The sequence below is a fragment of the Streptomyces griseoaurantiacus genome (genome assembly GCF_036189845.1).
Lineage (GTDB): Bacteria > Actinomycetota > Actinomycetes > Streptomycetales > Streptomycetaceae > Streptomyces > Streptomyces griseoaurantiacus.
This window is the reverse complement of record NZ_CP108326.1, coordinates 174,374-196,533: the sequence shown is the minus strand read 5'-3', so window position 1 is coordinate 196,533 and position 22,160 is coordinate 174,374. Positions and strand designations below refer to the sequence as shown.

Below are 22,160 nucleotides of genomic sequence, written 5' to 3'. Positions count from 1 at the left end.
AACGGGCGTGAGGGTGCCCCGGCGGCGTCGTTGCCGGCTGATCCGGACGAAAGACCCTAACCGCGAGGCGGAGTCCCCTCCGAAGCCGAAGCCGAAGCCGAAGCCGAAGCCGAAGCGGGAGCCGGAGCGGCAGGCGCGACCGGGGCCGCAGCGGTCTTGGTTGCCGGTGCGTTCAGGGCCGCCTCCTGGCCGTCGGCGGCCGAGGCGACCACCTCCGAGGGGGCGCCCCGGTCCATCAGCCCGCCGGCCACCGCCAGGGCGAGGCCCGCCGCCGCCATCACCGCGCCGACCAGCGCGGGCGAGGTCCAGCCCCAGCCCGCCGAGATGGCGAGCCCGCCGAGCCAGGCACCGCCCGCGTTCGCCAGGTTGAAGGCCGAGTGGTTGGAGGCCGCCGCCATCGTCGGCGCGTTCTTCGCCTTGGCCATCAGCAGCATCTGGACCGGCGTGGTGACCAGGGCCCCCAGCGCGCCGATGAAGACCAGCGTCACCAGGGCGGGCACGGTGGAATGGACGGTGAAGTAGAAGGCCACCAGGGCGAGGGCGAGCGAGCCCAGCCCGGCGTACAGCGTCGGCCGCAGGGCACGGTCGGTGAGCGGACCGGCGACCAGCGTGCCGATGGTCATGCCGACGCCGTAGAGCGAGAGGACCAGCGTCGTCGAGGAGTTCGAGATGCCCGTGACATGCGTCAGGATGGGCACGAGGTAGCTGTAGACGGCGAAGAACCCGCCGAAGCCGACGATCGCCGTCAGCACGCCGATCCCCACGTGCCGGTTGCCCATCGCGCGCAGCTCGTGACGGATGCCCGACTGCCGCCCGCGCGGCTGGTGCGGCACGAAGGCGGCCAGCATGGCGAGGGCGAGCAGCCCGAGGACCCCGACCGCGATGTACGCCGAGCGCCAGCCCAGGTGCTGCCCGAGGGCGGTACCGGCAGGCACGCCGACGATGTTGGCCACGGTGAGCCCGAGGAACATCCGCGACACCGCGCGGCTCGCCCGGTCCGGTGCGACCAGCCGCGAGGCCACGACGGCGCCCACGCCGAACAGCGCCCCGTGCGGCAGACCCGCCAGGAAGCGCGCGGCGAACAGCAGGGAGAAGTTCGGCGCGAAGGCGGAGGCCACGTTGCCGACGACGAACACCCCCGACAGGAGCAGCAGCAGCCGCTTGTGGGGAATGCGCGCGCCGATGCCGGTCAGCACGGGCGCGCCGACGACGACGCCCAGCGCGTACGCCGAGACGAGGTTTCCCGCGCGCGGTACCGAGACGCCGACTCCGTCGGCGATCTCGGGCAGCAGGCCCATCGTGGCGAACTCGGTCGTGCCGATGCCGAATGCGACGACGGCCAGGGCCAGCAGAGCCAGTGGCATGGGGAGAGGGAACCTTTCACAGCGACGGCGACGGGACCGGAGGCGCGGGCGGACGGGCGTGTCCGCGCGCGCCGAGCACCCTCGCTCGGCGGCCCCCTGGGCGGGGGAGGCCCCTCAGGGCTCCAGCCACGGTGAGGAGCCGCCTATTCCGGCCAAGGCTCCCATGTGATGTGAAACGTGTCACCAGGCGTCGTCCGGAACCGCCGCGGGGCGGAGCCGGAACAGGCACCGGCGTCGACCGGCGCCCCCTCAACCTCCTACTGTGCAAGGGCCGTTGGGGCGTGCCGACAGATCTTTGCTCTCACCGACGGCCTATGATCACCGGGCCGCACACCGACCGGAACGGAGAGGACCCGCCCATGCCGACACCCGGATTCCCGCCACACACACTCGACGAAGGCGGACCGGTCTGGATCAGTGACCTGGCCGTCGCCGACCCCCATCACGCCCTCCACGTCGTGCGGGGCCTGGACCCGGCCGAGGCCCTGCGCCTCCTGGGCGCCGAGCCGGACGCGGTGCGCCCCCTGGAGCTGCCCGCGGCCAGGCCGGACGACTGGACCTGCCTGCCCGCCGCCGCCCTCGGTGCGGAAGCCGCGGAGGACGTGCTGCTGGCGGGACGCGTGGGCGAGTGGACCTTCGTCTACGACGCCGCCGGAGTCACCTGCGGGGACGAGGACATCAAGGCGCTGTCCGCCGACGGCAGGACGGCCGCCACCAGCGTGGTCACGATCAACCTCGACACGAGTTTCGACTACGCCGTCGACGGCGAGACGGTCCTCAGGACCAGCGTCGACGACCTGGACCTCGCACAGGACCTCCCGGCCATGCCGGAGGAGGTGCGCGCCGCCTTCGAGGCCGCCGGAACCTTCGACGCCGAGCACCTCGATCCCGGTGAGCCCGACTACGACCTCACCATGCGCGTCGCCTGCGCCCTGGCCGGCCTCGTCTTCACCACCGAGGACCTGCGCCGACTCCCGCTGCTGGGCGCCTCGCTCGGGTGATGCCGGACGAGGGTCGCCGCGCGCGTTCAGGCGGGGGAGGGGCGCGCGTTCGGACGGGTGAGGCCGAGATCGTAGGCGAGGATCGTCGCCTGCACCCGGTCGCGCAGTTCGAGTTTCCGCAGCACCGCGTTGACGTGTGACTTCACCGTGCCGACGGCGATGCCGAGGTGTCCCGCGATCTCCGCGTTGGTCAGCCCCGAGGCGATCAGCCGGAGGACGTCGTGCTCGCGGGCGGTGAGGGTCTCCAGCGCGGCGGGCGCCTCGGGGTCCGGCGTCCGCACCCCGGGCCCCGAGGCGTAGTGGCCGATGAGCCGGCGGGTCGCGGAGGGTGCGAGGACGCTCTCGCCGGAGGCCACCACCCTGATGCCGCTGAGCAGTTCGGCGGCGTGCACGTCCTTCAGGAGGAACCCGGAGGCGCCGGCGCGCAGCGCGTCGAAGACGTAGGCGTCCAGGTCGAACGTGGTCAGTACCAGGACGCGGGGCGCCCGAGGCCGGGCCGTGATCAGCCTCGTCGCGGCGATGCCGTCCAGTTCCGGCATCCGCACGTCCATGAGGACCACGTCGGGCGCCAGTTCCCCGGCCAGCCGGACGGCGGCGGCACCGTCGGCGGCCTCACCGACGACGGTCATGTCCTCCTCGGCGTCGATCACGGCGGCGAACCCCGCCCGTACGATCCCCTGGTCGTCGACGACCAGCACCCTGAGGCTCATCGTGTGTCCCGTCCCGCTGTCTCGTCGTCCCGCCGGACATCCGGCGCCGCGGGCATCGTAGGCGGCCGGGCCCGAGCGGCCGGGCGGCCGTCTCGGCATGCGGGCCGGCGGTCCCGGCGGACCGGCTGCCCGGCACCGGCGGGATCGACACCTCCCACGCGGTGTCCGTCTCCCACCCCGGGGCCGTGACACGCCTGGTCGAAGCGGCCGTCCGCACGGTCCGCCGACGCCCCCCCCGTCGGTCACACGCCGCCGGGGGCTCGGCCCAGCCCGCGCAGCGCCTCCTCGTCCGCGCTGCCGGCCTCGGGGAAGTACACGTACAGCACGTGCCCCTCGGGGCCGGTGAGCGCGAAGGTCTCGAAGGCGAGGCGGAGGACGCCGACGCCCTCTACACGCAGCCGCTTGTCGCCCGTCGTGCGCTGGTACACGTCGTGGGAGTCCCACAGCGCCCGGAAGGTCTCGCTGCGGGCACGCAGATCGGCGACGAGACCGTCGAGTTCCCCCTGCCGCGCGGCGGCGGTGGCACGCAGCCCGGCGACGGCCTGCCGGGCGATCTCCTCCCAGTCCGGGTACACCGCGCGGGACCTCGGATCGAGGAACGTGAAGGCGATGAGGTTGTGCCCGGGGCTCCAGGCGGGATTGACCCGCTCGGCGAGCGGGGTCCCGGCCAGCACGTCCCGGCCGGGTCCGACCACGAATGCCGGCAGGTCCGCCCACCGTTCCAGCAGCGACAGCACCCCGGGCCGCACGGCGGGAGCGGGCGCCCCCTCGTTCCCGGCCGGCGGCAACGCGGGCATCGCGAGCGACCACAGATGGGTGCGCTCGGTGTCGTCCAGGCGCAGCACGTCGGCCAGGGCCCGCAGCACCTCCCGGGAGGGGTTCCGGTCGCGGCCCTGCTCCAGCCGGGCGTAGTAGGAGGGGCTGAGACCCGCGAGCAGCGCCAGCTCCTCCCGGCGCAGCCCCTTCACCCGGCGCCGGGTGCTGTCCACGACACCGGCGGTCGCGGCGTCGATCCTCTCCCGGCGGCTGCGCAGGAAGGAGCCCAGCTGATTGTCTTCACCTGCCACCCGGCCCACGCTACCGCGCCCCGCCGTGCCGCACCCGCGCCGCCGGGCGGCCGCGGCACCCGCGCGAGAGGCCGCGAAACAGGCCCTGCGAGGGCCACCCCCAAGGGGGTGTGGCACGTCCGCCCGGCGCCCGTTGTCATGGAGGACATGCACAGGGAAACGACACCGAACGACACACGGGTATGGCTCATCACCGGCTGCTCGAAGGGACTCGGGCGCGCCCTCGCCGTGCACGCCCTCGAACGGGGCGACCGGGTGGCGGTCACCGCCCGCGACCGATCGGCCGTCACCGATCTCGCCGCGAAGTACGGCGACAGCGCCCTGGCCCTGCGCCTCGACGTCACCGACCCCGCCTCGGTGACGGCGGCCGTCCAGGAGTGCGAACGGGTCTTCGGCCGCGTCGACGTCCTGGTCAACAACGCCGGATACGGCTACCTGGCCGCCGTGGAGGAGGGCGAGGACACCGAGGTCCGCGCCCTGTTCGACACCAACGTGCACGGTGCGGTGACCGTGCTGAAGGCCGTGCTGCCCGGCATGCGCGCCCGCCGCTGCGGGCACGTCGTCAACGTCTCCTCCTTCGGCGGCCTGGCCGCCTTCCCCGCGACCGGCTACTACCACGCCACGAAGTTCGCGCTGGAGGGCCTGTCGGAATCCCTCGCCGGGGAGCTCGCCCCGCTCGGGATCCGGGTGACGATCGTCGAACCGGGCGGCATGCGCACCGAGTGGGCGGGGGAGTCCATGCGCCGGTCCCCGGTGCGCCTGGAGGACTACGAGCCGACCGCCGGAGCCCGCCGCGCCACCACGCTCGCCGTATCCGGCCGCCAGCCCGGCGACCCGGACCGTGCGGCCGCGGCCATCGCCGCGACCGTCGACGCCGAGTCGGCACCGCTGCGGCTGCTGCTCGGATCCGACGCGCTGGCCGGCATCCGCGCCCGCCTCGACCGGATGCGGGACGAGATCGAGGCCAATCAGGCGCTGACCGTGAGCGCCGACCTGGAGGAGAGGTGAGCGAAGTGAGCGACAAGGGAGCGGACAGGGGAGCGTTCGTCGTGGTCGGTGCCGGACCGGGCCTGGGGGCGGCGGCCGCCCGGCGGTTCGGCCGGGACGGCCACCCGGTCGGGCTGATCGCGCGCAGCGCCGGGAGCCTCGACCAGATCGCCGCCGGCCTGCGCGCCGAGGGGATCACGGCGGCGACACGCACCGCCGACGTCACCGACGCCGCGGCGCTCACCGCCGCGCTCGGCGCGCTGCGGGAGACGCTCGGACCGGTCGAGGTGCTGCTGTTCAGCCCGCGGCCGGCCCTGGAGTGGATCAGACCCGTGCTGGAGACCGCCCCGGCGGACCTCGAGGACGCACTGTCCCTGAGCGTCGTCGCCGCCTCGGTCGCGGTCCGCGCGGTGGTGCCCGACATGCGCCGCCGCGGACGCGGCACGCTGCTGTTCACCACCGGGGGCGCCGCCGTCGAACCGCACCGGGACCGCGCGGTGTCGGGCATCGCCTACGCGGCCGAGTCCGCCTACACGCGCATGCTGCACGACACGCTCGCGGGCGAGGGGATCCACGCCGCGCAGGTCACGGTCGTCGGCTCCCTCGGGCCCGGTGCCCGTCACGAACCGGACGAGGTGGCCGGGGAGCTGTGGCGCCTGCACACCGCACGTGAGGAGCCCCTGCTCGTCCTGCGGTGAGCCCGCACGGCCGCCCCCGGTGGGCACCCTGCCATGCTGTGTGCCATGCGCATCCTCCGTACCTACGCCCGCGTGTACACCACCGACCTCGACACCGTGTCGGCCTCGCTCGCCGCCGCCACCGGCGAGCCGGTCACCAGCCGCTTCTCGCTGCCGAACGGTCCGGACCTGGCCACCGTCGGGGAGGTCCTGGTGGTGGCGGGGGACGAGGAGGCGCTCGCGCCGTACCGGGAGACGGTGGCGACGCTGCTCGTCGACGACCTCGACGCGTGCCGGGAGCGGCTCGACGAGGCGGGGGCGGAACTCGTGCGCGGGCCGCGGGCCGTACCCACCGGGCGGAACCTGACCGCCAGGCTGCCCGGCGGCCTCCAGCTCGAGTACGTCGAGTGGAGTGAGGAGCAGTGGGAACGCGCGGGAGGCCGTCCCGCCTGAGGGCGGTCCCGACGGGCCCCGGCACTCCGGCACGACACCCGGGCACGGCAGCCCGCTGCCAGGAGGCGCACTCGCCGCCCGGCGGACGGGAAGCGCCGGGCAGGCTCTAGGCTGGGGCGATGCCGTCCGAGAAGCCGTCCCTCGAAGCACTGGTCCTCCGGCGTGCGGAGGAGGGCAGTGTCCTCCCGCGGCAGCAGACAGGCGCCTCCCCGCAGCGCCTGCTGACCACCCTGCTCGGCGAGTACTGGCTGGACGTCCCGCAGGCCCTGCCGATGGGCGCGGTCATCTCCCTGCTCGCGGAGTTCGGCGTCAGCGAGACCAGCGCCAGGGCGACGGCCAACCGCCTGGTCAAGCGCGGGGTGCTGGAGGCGGAACGCTCCGGCCGGCAGTCCTATCTGCGGTTCAGCGAGAACGGCCGCGAGGATGCCCGGCAGAAGATCCTCAGCATCGTCCGCTTCGGCACCGGGTCCGACCACTGGGACGGCCTGTGGACGGTGGCCGGATTCAGCATTCCCGAGCAGCAGCGGCACCTGCGTCACCGGGTGCGCAGTTATCTGCGCTGGCTCGGCTTCGCGCCCCTCTTCGACGGTCTGTGGGTCTCCCCGCGTGCCGATCCCGAGGCGCTGGAGCCGATCTTCCGGGCGGCCGGGGTCGGCAACCTGACGGTGCTGCGCGCCTCGGAGGCCGGCGGGATCTCGCCGCTCACGGCCTGGGACCTGGACGCGGTCGCGGAGGCCTACCGCGCCTTCGTCGAGGCGCACCGGGAGTCCGCGGCACGCCTGGCCTCCGGCACCCTCACCCTCGCGGACGCGTTCGCCGAGCGGCTGCGGGTCTTCGACGGCTGGCGCACGTTCCCCGGGCTCGACTCCGACCTGCCCGGGGACCTGCTGCCGCGGGACTGGCCCCGCGCACGGGCCAGGGAGACGTTCCAGAGCCTCTACGACGGCCTCGGCCCCCTGGCCGAACTGCGGTTCCGCCAGATCGTCGCCGCCCACGACGAGGCGCTCGCCGCGTCGGCGACACACCTGACCTGCGGGGACTGGACGGGGGAGGGCAGCCGGACCCGGCAGCCGGAGAACGCCCGCGGATAGCGCGCCCCGGCCCCGCGCGGGTCACCGGCCGCGCCTCACGCCGGCGTCCCCTCCTCCGTCGCGGGCCGGTCGCGGAGCTGCTCCACGGACTGGAACCGCGCCCGCCGCGCGGCCTCGGCGTCGTGCGCGCCCATGATCTGCTTGACCCGTGACTCGGCGAGGGGCCCCAGCGCGTTGTAGACCTCGGTGAACAGCGCGCGTGCCTCCTCGCGCGGCCATCCCTCGGGCATGTGGGCGCTGGGCAGGCCCGGGTCCGTGCCGGGGAAGCGCCGGTAGGTGTCCATCAGCCGGGTCCGGGCGATGAGTGCCTGCCGCGGGGCGACCCGTCCCGCGAGGACGGCGTCGAGCAGCGGGCGGGTCTCGGCGAGGAACGTGGTGTAGACCGACGCGAGGGCGTCCAGGTCCCAGGCGGACAGGGGCGAGCGGTCGACCGTCGTCTCGGCGGTCGCGGTGAAGACGGTCGCCGAGGTGATGTCCAGCGCCGCCAGGACCGCCCGGGCGTCGGCCGCCGTCGAGGTCGCGGACACCCAGAGCGCGTCGTACAGCGGGGCGAACCCGAACCAGCTCAGCCGGGAGCGGAGCAGGTGCCTGCTCTCCCGGCGGTTCTCCGGGATGGAGAAGGCGACGATCGTCCACTGCCCGTCCCAGTCGGTCGGCAGACCGAACGAGGCGATGCGCCGGCCGCCCTCGACGACCCGCTCCACGACCTGGTGGCTGAGCCGGTAGAAGGTCTGGCGGCCCGCCTTGCGGATGTCGACGAGTCCCCGGCGCAGCAGCCGGTTGAGCGCGGCGCGGGCACTGGACGCGCTCACCTCGAACTCGGCCAGCAGGTCGATGAGCCCGGCCGAGGGCAGGTCCCCGTCCTGCCGTATCCAGTAGTCACCGAGGAGGGTGACCAGGAGGTGCTGAGGCGAGGAACCGCCCTGTGCGCGGGGCAGCGCCACGTCCTCCAGTTCCCGGACGGGAACGGAATCGGATCGCACGCTCTGTGTCCTTAGCTGTGTGAAGACCCTTGCGGAACTCCGAACGCGTTACAGATTTCGTTACGCCCGGATGGCAGGGCAGATGCTACAGCTCGCATGTGATCCCTGTCTGTAGGCAGGTCCCGATCGAGGCACCCCGTGCCATACGGGCGTCGTATGTCGGGTCGGGAAAATATCTGTTGCACTTATGTTGACGCTCGTAAGTGCCACGTATACGTTCACTGCAACTCGTGGCCGAATCACACCCACCGGAGCGCGTGATGAAAAAGCCTCTTCGTGGAACAGGGCGGGGCCGCCGCCCGGCCGGTCGCCTCCGTCTCGCCGCCCTCGCTCTGGCCTCGGCCCTCCTGCTGAGCGCCTGTGCCGGAACGGAAAGCGGCAGCGTCGCCGGGGAGCAGCTCTCCCTCCAGTTCACCGGACCTCCCATCAGTATGAATCCGGCCATGGCCGGAAACGGCGGCTCGACCATGTTCTCCGCACTCGCCTACGACCCGCTGATCTACCTCAGCGGCGAGGGCGAGCTGGTGCCCGACCTGGCCACCGACTGGCGCTACCTCGACGACACGAACACCGTCTTCGAGCTGAAGCTGCGCGAGGGCGTCACCTTCTCCGACGGCTCACCCCTGACCGCGAAGGCGGCGGTCGCGTCGATGAAGTACTTCCTCAAGGCGGGCGGCGGCCTGGTCGGCAAGGTCGGAGCGGTCGAGAGCGTCCGCGCCACCGGCCCCATGACCGTGCGCGTCACCTACGCCGAACCGCAGTCCGACGCGGCGTCGACGATGACCCAGTACTACGGCATCGGCAACATCATCGGCCCCGCCGGACTCGCCGCCCCCCAGTCACTGCTCACCTCCAGCAGCGGCACCGGCCAGTACGTGTACGACGGGAAGGCCTCCGTCGCCGGCAACACATACGTGTACCGGCGCAACCCCCACTACTTCCGGCCCGAGGCGCAGCACTTCCGGTCGGTGGTCATCCACGTCATCGGCAACGCCAACGCCGTCCTGTCCGCCGCACGCACCGGACAGGTGCAGTACGCCTCCTCCGGCAACGCCAACACCGCGGACGCCGCGAAGCGGGCGGGACTGACCGTACGCACCGCGCCCTTCTACAACTGGGCCCTCAACCTGGTCGACCGCGAGGGCAAGGTCGCACCCCCGCTCGCCGACGTCCGCGTACGCCGTGCGATCGCGCTGGCCTTCGACCGGCCGACCATGGCCCACGGACTGGCCGGCGCCTACGCCACCCCGAGCGGCCAGATGCTGCTGCCGGGCACCGACGGCTACGACAAGTCCCTCGGCTACGGCCACGACGTCCGCAGGGCCAAGAAGCTGCTGGCCGAGGCCGGCTACCCGCACGGCTTCCGGCTCACCGTGCTCACCCAGTCCCTCATCGACCCCAACACCAACTACTCCCAGGCCGTGGCCGCCGCGCTGGAGGACATCGGCATCGACGTGAAACTCCAGGTGCAGACCACCGGCATCGGCCAGTTCACCGCCGACGCGCTGTCGAAGAAGTACGCCGTCACCCTCTTCCCCAACGTCGGCACCACCACGGCCGAGGTCGCCTCCCAGGTCATGACCGGTGCCTTCAACCCCTTCGGCTCCTCGGACCCGAAGCTGAAGGCGCTGCTGCGCCAGGCGGCCTCCGAGACCGACGCCGGGGCCCGCACCGAGCTGTACCGGAAGGCCTCCGCACGCTTCGAGGAGCTCACATGGTTCGTGCCCGTCTTCGCGACCAAGAACATCTCCTACGCCGCCGAGAACCTGGAGAACATCAGGTCCTCCGTGGTCAACCCCAACCCCGTCCCCACGGGACCCCGCGCCGACCTCTCCTGGCGGCTGCGATGAGACCCGCACACCCCCGCGAAGGAGCCGGAGGCAGGCCGTGCTGCGTCTGATAGGGAACCGGATCGCCACGTCGATCCCCCTGCTGCTGATCGTCACCCTCATCGTCTTCGTCCTCCAGGCCTTCGTCCCCGGAGACGCCGCCCGCACCATCCTCGGCGAGAACGCCAACCCGCAGACCGTGGCCGCGCTGCGCGACCAGCTCGGCCTGAACGAACCCCTGGTCAGCCGCTACGGCGACTGGCTGGCCGGCGCCCTCCACGGCGACCTCGGCACCTCCATCATCAGCGGCGTCGACGTGATGTCGAGCCTGGACACCCGGCTGGGGGTCACCCTCTCCCTGCTCGTGCCGAGCATGCTGCTCAGCGCCGTCGCCGGTATCGCCCTGGGCTTCGCCAGCGCCGTGCGCGGCGGCTTCCTCGGACGCGTCATCGACGTCGTCTCGCTGCTCGGCTTCGCCCTGCCCAGCTTCTGGATCGCCCTGCTCCTCGTGGCCGCCCTCGCGGAACGCGCCAATCTGCTGCCCGCCACCGGCTACACACCGTTCGCCGAGTCGCCCGGCGACTGGCTGCGCTCCATCGTGCTGCCCGTCATCGCCCTGAGCCTGCACGGCATCACGGCGGTGGCGAAGCAGACCCGGGACTCGGTCGCGGAGGTGCTCGAGGCCGACTACGTGCGCTTCCTGCGGGCCAACGGCGTGGGCACCACCTCGCTGCTGCTGCGGCACGTCCTGCGCAACGCCGCCATCCCCGTGGTCACCTCCCTCGGCCTCGTCTCCATCGGCATGCTCAGCGGCGCCGTCTTCATCGAGAACGTGTTCGTGCTGCCGGGCCTCGGCACCCTCGCCACCCAGGCCACCCTCGACCACGACGTCCCCGTCATCCTCGGCGTCGGCGTGGTCCTCACCCTGGCCGTGATCGTCGTCAACCTGCTGATCGACATCGCCTACGGCCTCCTCAATCCCAAGGTGCGTGCGGCATGACCACCACGGCCCCCGAGACGCCCACCGCGCTCCCGGCAGCGGCGGACGCGCACCGCGGCATCCTCCGCTCGGTCCTGCGCACCCCCCGCGGCTCGATCGCCGGCGGATTCCTGCTCCTGCTCATCCTGGCCACCCTGCTGGCCCCGGTACTCGCCCCCGCCGACCCGCTGCGGCAGAACCTGCACCACGTCCTGGAGACGCCCAGCTCGCGGTACTGGCTCGGCACCGACAGTCTCGGCCGGGACCTCCTCAGCCGGCTCCTGTACGGCGGCCGCCCGGCCCTGGCCGGCGTCCTCGAGGGCGTCCTCGCCCAACTCGTCGTCGCCGTGCCCCTCGGAGTCGCCACCGGATACCTCGGCGGGCGCTTCGACCGGTTCGTGATGCGCGTCTGCGACATCGTGATGTCGGTGCCGACGATCGTGATCCTCCTCGGCGTCCTCACCATCTTCGACCGCTCCATCGCCGCCGCGATGATCACCCTCGGCGTACTGAGCGCCGCGGGCACGCTCCGCGTCGTGCGCGGCGCGGCCATGACGGTCCGGCAGGAGCTCTACGTCTCCGCCGCCGAACTGCTCGGGCTCGGCCGCGTGCAGATCATCTTCCGGCACATCCTGCCCCGTTGCCGCGGCGTCATCATCGTCCAGACCTCCCTGTTCGCCGCCGTGGCGATCGGCATCCAGACCGGACTGACCTTCCTCGGCCTGGGCCCGCCGCCCCCCAGCCCCACCTGGGGCGGCATGATCAACGAGTCCGCCGTCACCCTGTCCAGGGCACCCTGGCTGCTGGTCCCCGCCGGCGGGCTGATCGCCCTGACCGTGCTCGCCTTCGGCATCCTCGGCGATGTCGTCCGCGACGTCACGGCGCAGAGCCACACCTCCTCCGGCGGCCTGCGGGCCCGTCCCGCGTCCGGACGCCGGGCACCCGAGGCACCCGTCGAGGTACCCGGGTCCGAGGCCGAGGCTCCCGTACTGCTCCGCGTGCGCGACCTCGACGTCTCCTTCCTCACCCCGCACGGCGAGAGGGAGGTCCTCACCAAGGTGGGCTTCGACGTACGGGCCGGCCGCACCCTGGGCCTGGTCGGCGAGTCCGGCAGCGGCAAGTCCGTCACCGCCCGCGCCGTCCTCGGCCTGCTGGAGGCCAACGGCGCCGTCACCGGCGGCTCCGTCCGCTTCCGGGGCAGGGAACTGACCAGGGCGAGCCGTAAGGAACTCGCCGCGATCCGCGGCACCGGCATCGCGCTGATCTCCCAGGAACCCATGGTTGCCCTCGACCCCTCGTTCCGGATCGGCGCCCAGCTCGGCGAGGTCGTCCGCGCCCACACCCGCATGTCCCGCGGGGCCGCGCGGCGCAGGGTGCTCGAACTGCTGGAGATGGTCGAACTGCCCGACCCCGAGGAGATCGTCACCCGCTACCCCTTCCAGATCTCCGGCGGCATGGCGCAGCGCGTCGCCATCGCCGCGGCCCTCGCGGGCTCTCCCGAACTGCTCATCGCCGACGAGCCGACCACCGCGCTCGACGTCACCGTGCAGGCCGACATCCTCGCCCTGCTGCGCCGCATCCAGGCCGACACCGGCATGGCCGTCCTGATCGTCACCCACGACTGGGGCGTCGTCGCCGACATCTGCTCCGACGTGGCGGTCATGTACGCGGGCCAGGTCGTCGAGAGCGCCCCCGTGGAGGACGTCTTCGCCCGCCCCTCCCACCCCTACACCGCCGCGCTCATGGCCGCCGGCCCCGAACACGCCCCGCGCCGCACCCCGATCAAGGCCGTCGAGGGGACGGTGCCGCCGCCCGGCGACCGGCCCGCGGGCTGCCGCTTCCGCACCCGCTGCCCACTCGCCGAGGCCGACTGCGCCGAGCAGGAGATCCCCCTGCTCCCCGTCGGCGAGCACCGCACCAGCCGATGCATCCACACCGCCCACCTGGAGGCCCGACGATGAGCGCTCCCGTGCACGAGACATCGGGCCGCGAGGAAGCCGGCCTCGTCATCGACGACCTGGTCGTGGACTACCCCCTCGGCCGGCGCAGGCACCGCCGCGCCGTCGACGGCGTCAGCCTGCGGGTCCCCGCGGGCCGCAGCGTCGGCCTGGTGGGGGAGTCGGGATCGGGCAAGTCGACCGTGGCCAAGGCCGTCCTCGGCATGGCGCCGATCGGCTCCGGCGCCGTCACCTACGGCCCGGCCCGGCTGCACGAGGCGGGCCGCCGCGACAGCAGACCGCAGGAGATCCAGGTCGTCTTCCAGGACCCCTACAGCTCCCTGGACCCCACCAAGACCATCGGCTACACGCTCGCCGAACCACTGCGCGCCCGCGCCGACCGCACCGGCACCCCGCTCGGCCGGGCCGAGTGCCAGGACGCCGTGCGGGCCATCCTGGACCGGGTGGGGCTGCCGCCGGACACGGCGGACCGCTACCCGGCTCAGTTCTCCGGCGGCCAGCGCCAGCGCATCTCCCTCGCCCGGGCGCTGATCGTGCGGCCCGAACTCGTCATCTGCGACGAGGCGGTCAGCGCCCTCGACCTGTCCGTGCAGGCGCAGATCCTCAACCTGCTCCTCGAACTCCAGCAGGACCTCGGCCTGTCGCTGCTGTTCATCACCCACGACCTCGCCGTCGTGCACCACATCGCGGAGGACCTCGTCGTCCTCTACCGCGGCCGGGTGATGGAGTCCGGCACCGCGGCGGACGTCTGCCGCGCCCCGAGCCACCCCTACACCCGCCAACTGGTCATGTCCGCCCCGCTGCACAGCGTCGGCGGGCAGCGCGAGCGCCGCGAACGCCGCGAGGCGATGACCCCGCCGCCCGCCCGGGCCCTGCCCCTCGCCGAGGCCTGCCCCTTCACCCACCGCTGCCCCTTCGCCGTCGACCGCTGCCGCACCGAGCGCCCCGCCCTGCGCGAGGCACCCCACGGCGGCCGCGTCGCCTGCCACCGCGTCGAGGAACTCCCGGACTGGACCGAGCCGTTCGGCCCGCCGGCCTCCACGCCGCACCACGAGAACGGAACCTTGTGACACCGCACCTCCGCGCACTGCCCGGCGATCCCGCGTCGCCGCCCCTGGGCACCAGCCACCTCCCCGAGGAGGGCGTCGGCGTCGACCTCGCCCCCCTCGGCTACACCGAACGCGAGTACCTGGTCGACGGCACGGCCGGGCTCCACCGCCACCGCGACGGAGTCCGGGAACGCGTCGGCGAACTCCCGTTCACCACCCGCGTCCTGGTCCGCGTCCCCGCCCCCGGACACTTCAACGGCGTCGTCGCGGCCGAACCCCTCCACCCCGACTACGACAGCGCACCCGCCTGGCGCGTCGCGCACGGCTGGATCACCGCCACCGGCGCCGCCTGGGTCGGCATCACCCAGGACCACCGCAGCGCCGCGACCCTGCGGGAGCACTACGACCCCGAGCGCTACCGCGAGGTGTCGCTGCCCGCCGCCGGACTGGGCTGGGACATCGTCGGCAGCGTCCTGGCGGACCTGCGCACCCCGGGACGGAGCGTCCTCGGCGAGTCGGCCGCACGGGTCCGGCACGTGTACCTCTCCGGATGGTCGAACACCGGCAGCTTCTGCCGGGTCTTCCTCCAGGACGGCTTCCACGAGCGCCACCGGCTCCCCGACGGGCGGCCCGCCGTGGACGGCTACCTCATCGGCATCTCCTCCGGCGCCGCCGGCGCCTCCGGCTACCCGCCGCTCTCCGAGGACTCCGAGGTCCTGCCGCCCGACGACCCCCGGCGCACCATCGGCCCCGCCGGCGTCCCGGTGATCGAGCTGCTCAGCGAGTTCGAGAGCGAGACCCACCGCGCCGCCCTGCGCCCCGACAGCGACGCACCCGAGGACCGCTACCGGCTCTACCAGGTCGCCGGCACCTCCCACCACGACCCGCTGACCTCGACGGTGCTGACGAACACCGCCCAGTTCCGCCGCAAGGGCCACGACGTGTCCGACTGGCGGATCGCCGAGCCCACCAGCGACGCCCGCCCCGACGCCGTCGCCCGCGCCGTCTACGCCCTGCTGCACCGCTGGGCCGCCACCGGGCAGGCACCGCCGCGCGCCGCGCGCTTCACCTTCGCGGCGGCGGAGAGCGAGGCACCCGCCGGGACGGCGGAGGAACTCCTGCGCGACGAGGACGGCAACGTGACCGGAGGCGTCCGCACCCCCTGGGTGGAGGCCCCGCTCGCCTCCTACCGCCCGCACAGCACCCCCGCCCCCGGATCCTGCCTCCCCTCGCCCTGGGCACCGCTCGCCGACCCCCGCGCGGTCGCCGGGCTCATCGGCCACATGACCCCCCTGCCCCCCACCCGGCTGGCCGGGCTCTACCCCGGCCCCGGAGACCGCACGCACCGCTTCGAGGAGGCCTGCGCGCGCCTCACCGGCCAGGGGCTGCTCCTGGAGGAGGACGCCCGCGCCCTCCTCGACGCGGCCCGCCGCACCCGCCTCCCCACCCCGCCGGACCACCACGCGGCGGCCACCACCGACGAGAAGGGACCCCGTACATGAGCGTCCTCCGCCTCACCGGAGCCGACGTCCGGTACGAACGCCACGGCTCGGGAGACGACGTCGTCCTCTCCAGCGCGGCCGGCTTCGACGCCTACCCCGCGATCCTCGCCCGGCCCCCGTACGACTGCACGGTCGTCACCGTGCAGGCCCGCGGCTTCGGCCGCTCCAGCCACCTCGCCGAACCCCCGGCCGCCGGATGGCTCGACCAGTGGGGCGAGGACGTCCTGGCCGTCGCCGACCACCTCGGCATCGACACCTTCGTCTACACGGGCGTCTCGCACGGCGCCGGCATCGGCTGGCACCTCGCCCGCCGGCACCCCGAACGGCTGCGGGCGCTGATCAGCGTGGTCGGCACCCCCCACGACCGCACCGGCGACACCTCCTCCTCCGAGGGCCGCCGCCGCATCATCGAGGGACGCCACGACCCGGCCGTCGTCGAGGAGCAGCTCCGCGTCCTGGGCGGCCGCACCGAGGGCGAACGGCGGCTCGCGCTCCGCGAGGAGACCGTCCGCGCCCTCGTCGCCCACCAGCTCGCCCTGAGCGAGGAGGAGGCCGCCGTCAACCAGGGCATGCCCTTCCCCGAGGCCACCACCGACGAGGAGGTCGCCGGGATCCTCGAGACGATCGACGTGCCTGTGCTGTCCCTCGCGGGCATGCGCGACGGCGTCATCTCACCCGCCTCCGCCCTGCGCGCCGCGACCCGCGTACCCCACTGCAAATCGGTGTTCTTCGAGGACGAGGGCCACTTCATCGCCCGCGAACGCCCGGAGCGGCTGGCCCGCGAGGTGCGGGTCTTCCTCGACGAACTCGCCGGCTACGAAAGCAAGGGAGGCCAGTGGTGACCACCACCACCGTTCTCGCCGTGGGCGACATCATCCTGGACGAGCCCGGCCCCGACTCCTTCTTCGACCCCAGCCGCACCGTGCTCGGCACCGGGGACGCCGTCATCGGCCACGTCGAGGTGCCCCACTCCACCACCGACACCCAGTCCAGCACCGACGTGCCCGCCCCGCCCGCGGACCCCGCCGCGCTCGGCGCCCTCGCCCGCGCCGGCTTCCACGTCGCGACCCTCGCCGGCAACCACATCGCCGACGCCGGACCCGAGGGCGTCCTGGACACCGTCCGGCACGCCCGGTCCCACGGGCTCGCCACCGCCGGCGCCGGGGCCACCCTCGACGAGGCCCGGCGCCCCGCCCTCGTCCGCGCCGGCGGCCGCACCGTCGCCGTGCTCAGCTACAACTGCGTCGGCCCCAGGGAGAGCTGGGCCACCAGCGCCAAACCGGGCTGCGCCTACGTCCACGTCCTGACCCACTACGAACTCGACCACGCGAGCCCCGGCGGCCCGCCCGCCGTCTACACCTTCGCCGCCCCCGACAGCCTCGGGCGCATGGCGGACGACATCGCGCGCGCCCGGCAGGAGGCGGACGTCGTCGTGGTCGGCCTGCACAAGGGAGTCGGCCACACCCCTGCCGAGATCGCCATGTACGAACGGCCCGTGGCGCAGGCCGCGGTCGACGCCGGGGCCGACGCCGTCTTCGCCCACCACGCCCACATCATGCGCGGCGTCGAGATGTACCGGGGGCGGCCCGTCTTCCACGGCCTCGGCAACTTCGTCACCGTCACCCGTGCCCTCACCCCCCAGGGCAACGACAGCCCCGAGCGGGCCGCATGGGCACGCCGCCGCGTCGAGCTGTACGGCTTCGCCCCCGACCCGGACATGCCGTACTACCCCTTCCACCCCGAGAGCCGGAACACCGTCATCGCCTCCCTGCGGGTGGACGAGGACGGGACACGGGCCGGCCTCGTGCCCTGCCGCATCGACGACCTGGGCCGCCCCGTGCCCGTGACCCGGACCACCGGAGGCGAGGAAGTCCTCGACTACGTACGGGACATCACCCGGCGGGCGGGACTCACCACCCGCTTCGTCTGGAACGGGGACGCCGCCGTGGACGTCCTGGAGGAGGAACTGTGACCGCCGAGCACCCGAGCACCGATGACCTGGCCGAAGCGGCCGCCGGCCGCCCGCTGGACGGCCTCGTCGTCCTGGACCTGACCACCGCCCTCGCCGGCCCCTACGCCACCCTGCTGCTCGCCGGGCTGGGCGCGACGGTCGTCAAGGTGGAGAACCCCGCCACCGGCGGCGACTCCTCCCGCAACAACTCGCCCTACTACGGCCCCGAGGGACTCACCGTCGCCCGAGGCGGCGACACCGACATGTCGGTGTCGATGATGGGCCGCGGACGCAACAAGCGGAGCATCACCCTCAACCTCAAGGACCCCCGGGGCCGCGACACCTTCCTGCGCCTCGCGCGCGGCGCCGACGTCGTCGTGGAGAACTACGCCGCCGGAACGGCCGACCGCCTCGGCATCGGCTACGCCGACGTGTGCGCCGTCAACCCCGCCGTCATCTACACCTCCATCAGCGGCTTCGGCGCCGGCCGCCCCGGCAAGGCCATGGACTCCATCGTCCAGGCGCTCAGCGGCGTCATGTTCACCGCCGGTGACCCCGGCGCCGACCCGGTCCGCTTCGGCCTGCCCGTCGGCGACCTGCTCGCCCCCCTGTACGCCGTCATCGGCACCCTGGCCGCCAAGACCCACCGCGACACGACCGGCCAGGGACAGCACGTCGACGTCTCCATGCTCGGCGCCCTCACCTCCCTGCTGTCCACCGAGCCCTTCGACGCCTTCCAGCAGGTCGGGCTGCCCCTGCGCACCGGCAACGAGGTGCCCCGGCTCGCACCGTTCGGCATCTTCCCCGCCAAGGACGGGTTCCTCGCCCTGTGCGGCCCCACCGACACCTTCGCGCGCGGTGTCTTCCGCGCACTGGGACGCCCCGAACTCATCGAGGACGAGGACTTCGCGACCCGCGACGGAAGGGTCCGCAACGCCGACCGGCTGCACGCGTTCATCGAGGACTGGTCCCGGTCCCTGCCCCGCGCCGAGGCCGTCGCCGCCCTCGCCGCCGAGGGCGTCCCGGCCGCCGAGGTCCTGGAACCCGCCGACGCCCTGCGGGCCCCCGCCGTCCTGGAACGCGAGGAGGTCGTCGAACTCGGCCACCCCGAGCAGGGCCCGACGGGACTCATGGGCCCCGGCATCCCCATCCGCTTCTCGCGCTCCGAGGCCCGGCTGGACCGCCCGGCCCCCCACCTGGGCGAGCACACCGCCGAGTTGCTGGCCCGGCTCGGCGGACTGACCGAGGACGAGATCGCGCTGCTGCGCGACGAGGGGGTGATCTGAGCGTGGCCCCCTCCGACACCACCCACCGGGCGGCCGCCGCGCTCCGGGCCGCCCACGACGACCCGCTGCTGCACGCCCGCGACTGGGCGGCGCGCGGACGCCCCGTCGTCGGCTACGTCGGCGCGGACACCCCCGTCGAACTGATCACCGCGGCCGGCGCCCTGCCCGTCCGGCTGACCGGCCGGCCCGGGCGCGACACCCGGCGCGCCCGCGCCTACCTCGACGGGGCGGTCGATCCGCACACGGTGAACCTCCTCGCCGGGCTCCTCGCCCCCGAGGGCCTCGCCCTCGACCTCCTCGTCCTCACCCACGACTGCGACGCCTCCGTGCAGCTCTTCCACACCCTGCGCGAACTGCGCCGCATCCGCGCCGAGGAACTGCCCCCCTTCCACTTCGCGGACCTGCTGCACCTGCCGGGCGAGGCCACCCGCCGCTACAACCTGCGCGGTCTGCGCCGCCTCGCCGACCAACTGGGCGCCTGGCGGGGCGCCGCGCTGACCCCCGCCGAACTCGAGGAGGCCGTCGCCGCGCACAACGCGGCACGCGCCGCCCGCCGGGAACTGCGCGGGCGGCGTGCCGCGGAACTGTCCGGGGCGGACGCCCTGCGCTGGTACACCGCCGGGACGGTCATGCCGCCCGGCCTGTACGCCCGAACCCTCACCGAGGCCCTGTCCGCACCGGGCACCCCGCCACCCGGCCGGCCCCTGTTCCTCTCCGGCAGCGCCCACGACACCGCCGCGGTCTACGACACCCTGGAGGCCGGGGGATGGCGCGTGGTGGGCGACGACCACGACAGCGGCGACTCGGCCGACCAGCCCCCCGTCGCCGAACCGACCCTGGAGGGACTCGCCGAGCACTACACCCGCGAGGTGCGGCCGGCGACCGCGCGGACCGCGCGCGAACGGGCCGGCGCCGCCGCCGCGGGGGTGAAGGAGGGCCGGGCCGAGGCGTTCCTCTGCTACTGCCGCCGGCACGACGACGCCCACCGCTGGGACTTCCCCGCACAGCGCGCCGCCGCACCCGTGCCCTCCGCCCTGCTCCACGCCCAGCCCTACGGAGAGATCGACACGACCGGACTCGACGCGCTGTCGGACCGGCCGGCGACGGAGGTGGCCTCATGACCGGCCCACAGCGACTGGCCGCGGCCGGTGCCGCACTCAGCCACCAGCGCGAATGGTTCGCCGGGATGCGGGCGGAGGCCGAGCGCGGCAGACCGTTGGCGCTCGTCAACGCGGACGCGCCCCAGGAGATCTTCCGGGCCATGGACGTGCCCTACGTCGTCAACCAGTGGTGGGCCTCGATCATCTCCGCCAAGCGCATGTCGGGCCGCTACCTCGAAGCCCTGCGCGGCCGCGGACTGCCCGACGACATCGAGCAGTACAGCGCCCTGCCCCTCGCCGAGGCCCTGGCCCCGAGGGCCGACGACGCCCCCTGGGGCGGACTGCCCCGGCCCTCCCTCGTACTCGCCGAGTGCACCGGCGACAGCATGCGCCGCATGTTCGGCCTGTGGGAGAGCGAACTGGGCGTGCCCTTCCTGCCCCTGGAGAGCGCCGTCGGCGAGAACGTGCCCACCGAGTGGTGGACGCTGATGCGCCACGACTGGGAGTCGGCCGTCGGACCGGCCCGCATCGACCTCCTCGAACAGGAGCTGCGCGCCCTCGTCCCCCGGCTGGAGGAACTCACCGGGGCCGCCTACGACCCCGACCGGCTCGCCGAGGTCATGGCCCTCTCCAACGAACAGGCCGAATGGAACCGGCGCACCCGCGACCTCCTGGCCCGCGCCCCCAGGTGCCCGGTCCCGGTGAACGACGTCATCCCCGCGGTCATGATCCCCCAGTGGCACCGCGGCACCCGGTGGGCCACGTCCGCCGCGGAGAACCTGTACCGGGAGGTGAGCGCCCTCGTCGAGAAGGACCACGCCGTGGTCGAGGACGAACGGCGCCGGCTCATGTGGATCGGCCGCGGGCTCTGGTTCGACATGAACTTCTACCGGTCCTTCGAGGAGAGCCACGGGGCGGTCTTCGTCTGGTCCATGTACCTCGCGCTCGCCGCCGACGCCTACGCCCGCTACGGCGAGGACCCCCTGCGCGCGCTGGCCGCCAGGTTCTGCGCCTTCCGCGACCAGATGTACACCCCGCCCTGGTCGGTGGAGTGGTACGTCAAGGAGGCCAAGGAGCACCGGGTGGACGGGGTCGTCCACCTGATCAGCCCGGACAGCCGCAGCAGCTGGTTCACCACCCACGCCCTCGAGGCCGCGGGCGTCCCCGTCCTGGAGATCCGCGCCGACAACGCCGACGGCCGCTCCCTGGACCCGTCCGCCCTGCACCGGCAGGTCGCCGACTGGATCCGGGCACTTCCCTGAGGGGGTGCTACGACTGCTCGTCCGCCGCCAGGTAGCGCCGGTTGACCTCGATGAGGCGATCGAGTTCGCGCCGGGCGGCGGCGAGCCCGTCCAGGGCCGAGCACAGCCGCTCCCGCTCGTCACCCATGAGTACCAGCGCCCGCTCGGCCCTGCCCCTGCTCGGCTCCGCCATGCAGGGAACCATCTCGGCGATGGTGCCGCTGGACATGCCCGCGGCCAGGAACGACCGGATGAGGCGCACCCGTCGGACGTGTTCCTCGTCGTAGTGCCGCTGCCCGCTGGGCGAGCGTGCGCTGACGAGCAGCCCCTGGTCCTCGTAGTAGCGCAGCGACCGACGGCTGACGCCGGTCCGGACGGCCAGTTCCCCGATCCGCACGGCGCCTCCTTCCCCTGTGGGCCGGGTCACTCCGGCTTGCCCCTCACATGGATGTCAAGGGTTACGTTACTCCCGTGGTCGCGCGGCCCGTTCAGTACCGCAATGGGTGAAAGGGAACCGGAAGTGCTCAAGCTCGCCTTCATGATCAACCGTGTCGAGGGCCTGTCCTTCGAGGAGTTCGTCGACCACCACAGGAACCGGCACGCCCCGCTGTTCACCTCCATCCCGGAGGCGCGGCGCTACGTGCGGCGGTACACCGTGTCCCATCCGGTGCGGGCCGACGCCTACCCCGCTCCGGCCTACGACGGTCTGACGGAGATCTGGTTCGAGAACTGGGAGGACCACGACGCGTTCTTCGCCTCGGCGAACTACAGGGAACGGGTCAACCCCGACGAGGCGACCTTCATCGACATGGCTTCGGTGGGGGTCATGGTCACCGAGGAACGTGTGGTCCTGCCGTAGCCGGAACGCCACGGCCGCCGGCGCGCGAGGGCGCCGGCGGCCGTGGTCCGTTCAGGGGGACCCGTCGCGGGAC

At 73.5% G+C, this 22,160-nt stretch carries 21 protein-coding genes; 16 read left to right on the top strand and 5 right to left on the bottom strand.

Annotated features, from left to right (window positions below):
- Positions 1 to 56: 56 nt before the first annotated feature.
- Positions 57 to 1,364, bottom strand: a complete 1,308-nt coding sequence (locus tag OHB09_RS00870) for an MFS transporter (protein ID WP_328921437.1) — start codon at positions 1,362 to 1,364, stop codon at positions 57 to 59.
- Between the two features lie 359 nt (positions 1,365 to 1,723).
- On the opposite strand from OHB09_RS00870, the gene OHB09_RS00865 reads away from it, so the two are divergent.
- A complete protein-coding gene (locus tag OHB09_RS00865) occupies positions 1,724 to 2,365 on the top strand; it encodes a DUF6461 domain-containing protein (protein ID WP_328730234.1) in 642 nt (213 codons plus the stop codon).
- A gap of 26 nt (positions 2,366 to 2,391) precedes the next feature.
- On the opposite strand, the gene OHB09_RS00860 is transcribed toward OHB09_RS00865, so the two are convergent.
- Together OHB09_RS00860 and OHB09_RS00855 are read right to left on the bottom strand one after the other, a co-directional pair.
- Complete coding sequence (locus OHB09_RS00860; RefSeq protein WP_319350161.1) at positions 2,392 to 3,075, bottom strand: response regulator transcription factor; 684 nt, start codon at positions 3,073 to 3,075, stop codon at positions 2,392 to 2,394.
- Between the two features lie 242 nt (positions 3,076 to 3,317).
- Positions 3,318 to 4,142, bottom strand: coding sequence for a helix-turn-helix domain-containing protein (locus tag OHB09_RS00855; RefSeq protein WP_328921436.1), 825 nt, complete (start codon positions 4,140 to 4,142; stop codon positions 3,318 to 3,320).
- A 147-nt stretch (positions 4,143 to 4,289) separates the two neighbouring features.
- On the opposite strand from OHB09_RS00855, the gene OHB09_RS00850 reads away from it, so the two are divergent.
- The 4 genes from OHB09_RS00850 to OHB09_RS00835 all read left to right on the top strand — a co-directional run bounded on the left by OHB09_RS00850 (position 4,290) and on the right by OHB09_RS00835 (position 7,350).
- Positions 4,290 to 5,150: an oxidoreductase gene (locus OHB09_RS00850; RefSeq protein WP_328921435.1), complete on the top strand. Its 861-nt coding sequence runs from the start codon at positions 4,290 to 4,292 to the stop codon at positions 5,148 to 5,150.
- The gene (locus OHB09_RS00845) at positions 5,147 to 5,827 is read left to right on the top strand and encodes an SDR family NAD(P)-dependent oxidoreductase (protein ID WP_328921434.1); all 681 of its coding nucleotides are present in this window, start codon (positions 5,147 to 5,149) and stop codon (positions 5,825 to 5,827) included. The genes OHB09_RS00850 and OHB09_RS00845 overlap by 4 nt, the downstream gene beginning before the upstream one ends.
- A 45-nt stretch (positions 5,828 to 5,872) precedes the next feature.
- Complete coding sequence (locus tag OHB09_RS00840; RefSeq protein WP_040893392.1) at positions 5,873 to 6,259, top strand: glyoxalase/bleomycin resistance/dioxygenase family protein; 387 nt, start codon at positions 5,873 to 5,875, stop codon at positions 6,257 to 6,259.
- Positions 6,260 to 6,378: 119 nt separating this feature from the next.
- Positions 6,379 to 7,350, top strand: a complete 972-nt coding sequence (locus OHB09_RS00835) for a PaaX family transcriptional regulator (RefSeq protein WP_328921433.1) — start codon at positions 6,379 to 6,381, stop codon at positions 7,348 to 7,350.
- Between the two features lie 35 nt (positions 7,351 to 7,385).
- Here the strand turns inward: OHB09_RS00835 and OHB09_RS00830 are convergent, their stop codons facing one another.
- Positions 7,386 to 8,333 carry a PaaX family transcriptional regulator gene (locus tag OHB09_RS00830; protein WP_006137202.1) on the bottom strand — a complete coding sequence of 316 codons (948 nt, stop codon included), beginning with the start codon at positions 8,331 to 8,333 and terminating at the stop codon, positions 7,386 to 7,388.
- Between the two features lie 443 nt (positions 8,334 to 8,776).
- Here OHB09_RS00830 and OHB09_RS00825 point away from each other — a divergent pair, with 443 nt between their 5' ends.
- From OHB09_RS00825 to OHB09_RS00780, 10 genes are read left to right on the top strand one after another with little or no spacing between them, the layout of a single operon-like run.
- A complete protein-coding gene (locus OHB09_RS00825) occupies positions 8,777 to 10,183 on the top strand; it encodes an ABC transporter substrate-binding protein (RefSeq protein ID WP_006137204.1) in 1,407 nt (468 codons plus the stop codon).
- A gap of 37 nt (positions 10,184 to 10,220) precedes the next feature.
- Positions 10,221 to 11,162 (top strand): ABC transporter permease, encoded by a 942-nt coding sequence (locus OHB09_RS00820; protein WP_006137205.1) that lies wholly within the window; start codon positions 10,221 to 10,223, stop codon positions 11,160 to 11,162.
- Positions 11,159 to 13,102: a dipeptide/oligopeptide/nickel ABC transporter permease/ATP-binding protein gene (locus OHB09_RS00815; RefSeq protein WP_006137206.1), complete on the top strand. Its 1,944-nt coding sequence runs from the start codon at positions 11,159 to 11,161 to the stop codon at positions 13,100 to 13,102. Before OHB09_RS00820 ends, OHB09_RS00815 begins: the two co-directional genes overlap by 4 nt.
- 8 nt (positions 13,103 to 13,110) lie before the next feature.
- Positions 13,111 to 14,169, top strand: a complete 1,059-nt coding sequence (locus OHB09_RS00810) for an ABC transporter ATP-binding protein (RefSeq protein WP_328921432.1) — start codon at positions 13,111 to 13,113, stop codon at positions 14,167 to 14,169.
- Positions 14,166 to 15,650 (top strand): alpha/beta hydrolase domain-containing protein, encoded by a 1,485-nt coding sequence (locus OHB09_RS00805; protein ID WP_328921431.1) that lies wholly within the window; start codon positions 14,166 to 14,168, stop codon positions 15,648 to 15,650. The genes OHB09_RS00810 and OHB09_RS00805 overlap by 4 nt, the downstream gene beginning before the upstream one ends.
- The gene (locus OHB09_RS00800; protein ID WP_328921430.1) at positions 15,647 to 16,492 is read left to right on the top strand and encodes an alpha/beta fold hydrolase; all 846 of its coding nucleotides are present in this window, start codon (positions 15,647 to 15,649) and stop codon (positions 16,490 to 16,492) included. Before OHB09_RS00805 ends, OHB09_RS00800 begins: the two co-directional genes overlap by 4 nt.
- Positions 16,489 to 17,622 (top strand): CapA family protein, encoded by a 1,134-nt coding sequence (locus OHB09_RS00795; protein ID WP_167793821.1) that lies wholly within the window; start codon positions 16,489 to 16,491, stop codon positions 17,620 to 17,622. Before OHB09_RS00800 ends, OHB09_RS00795 begins: the two co-directional genes overlap by 4 nt.
- Positions 17,619 to 18,887, top strand: a complete 1,269-nt coding sequence (locus OHB09_RS00790; RefSeq protein ID WP_006137214.1) for a CaiB/BaiF CoA transferase family protein — start codon at positions 17,619 to 17,621, stop codon at positions 18,885 to 18,887. Before OHB09_RS00795 ends, OHB09_RS00790 begins: the two co-directional genes overlap by 4 nt.
- A gap of 2 nt (positions 18,888 to 18,889) precedes the next feature.
- The gene (locus tag OHB09_RS00785) at positions 18,890 to 20,008 is read left to right on the top strand and encodes a 2-hydroxyacyl-CoA dehydratase family protein (protein ID WP_328921429.1); all 1,119 of its coding nucleotides are present in this window, start codon (positions 18,890 to 18,892) and stop codon (positions 20,006 to 20,008) included.
- Entirely contained in the window at positions 20,005 to 21,249 is a 1,245-nt protein-coding gene (locus OHB09_RS00780) for a 2-hydroxyacyl-CoA dehydratase family protein (protein ID WP_328921428.1), read from the top strand. Before OHB09_RS00785 ends, OHB09_RS00780 begins: the two co-directional genes overlap by 4 nt.
- 7 nt (positions 21,250 to 21,256) lie before the next feature.
- Here OHB09_RS00780 and OHB09_RS00775 read toward each other — a convergent pair whose 3' ends face one another.
- Entirely contained in the window at positions 21,257 to 21,625 is a 369-nt protein-coding gene (locus tag OHB09_RS00775) for a MerR family transcriptional regulator (protein ID WP_191891102.1), read from the bottom strand.
- Positions 21,626 to 21,748: 123 nt separating this feature from the next.
- On the opposite strand from OHB09_RS00775, the gene OHB09_RS00770 reads away from it, so the two are divergent.
- The gene (locus OHB09_RS00770) at positions 21,749 to 22,087 is read left to right on the top strand and encodes an EthD domain-containing protein (protein ID WP_191891124.1); all 339 of its coding nucleotides are present in this window, start codon (positions 21,749 to 21,751) and stop codon (positions 22,085 to 22,087) included.
- The last annotated feature ends 73 nt before the right edge of the window (positions 22,088 to 22,160 follow it).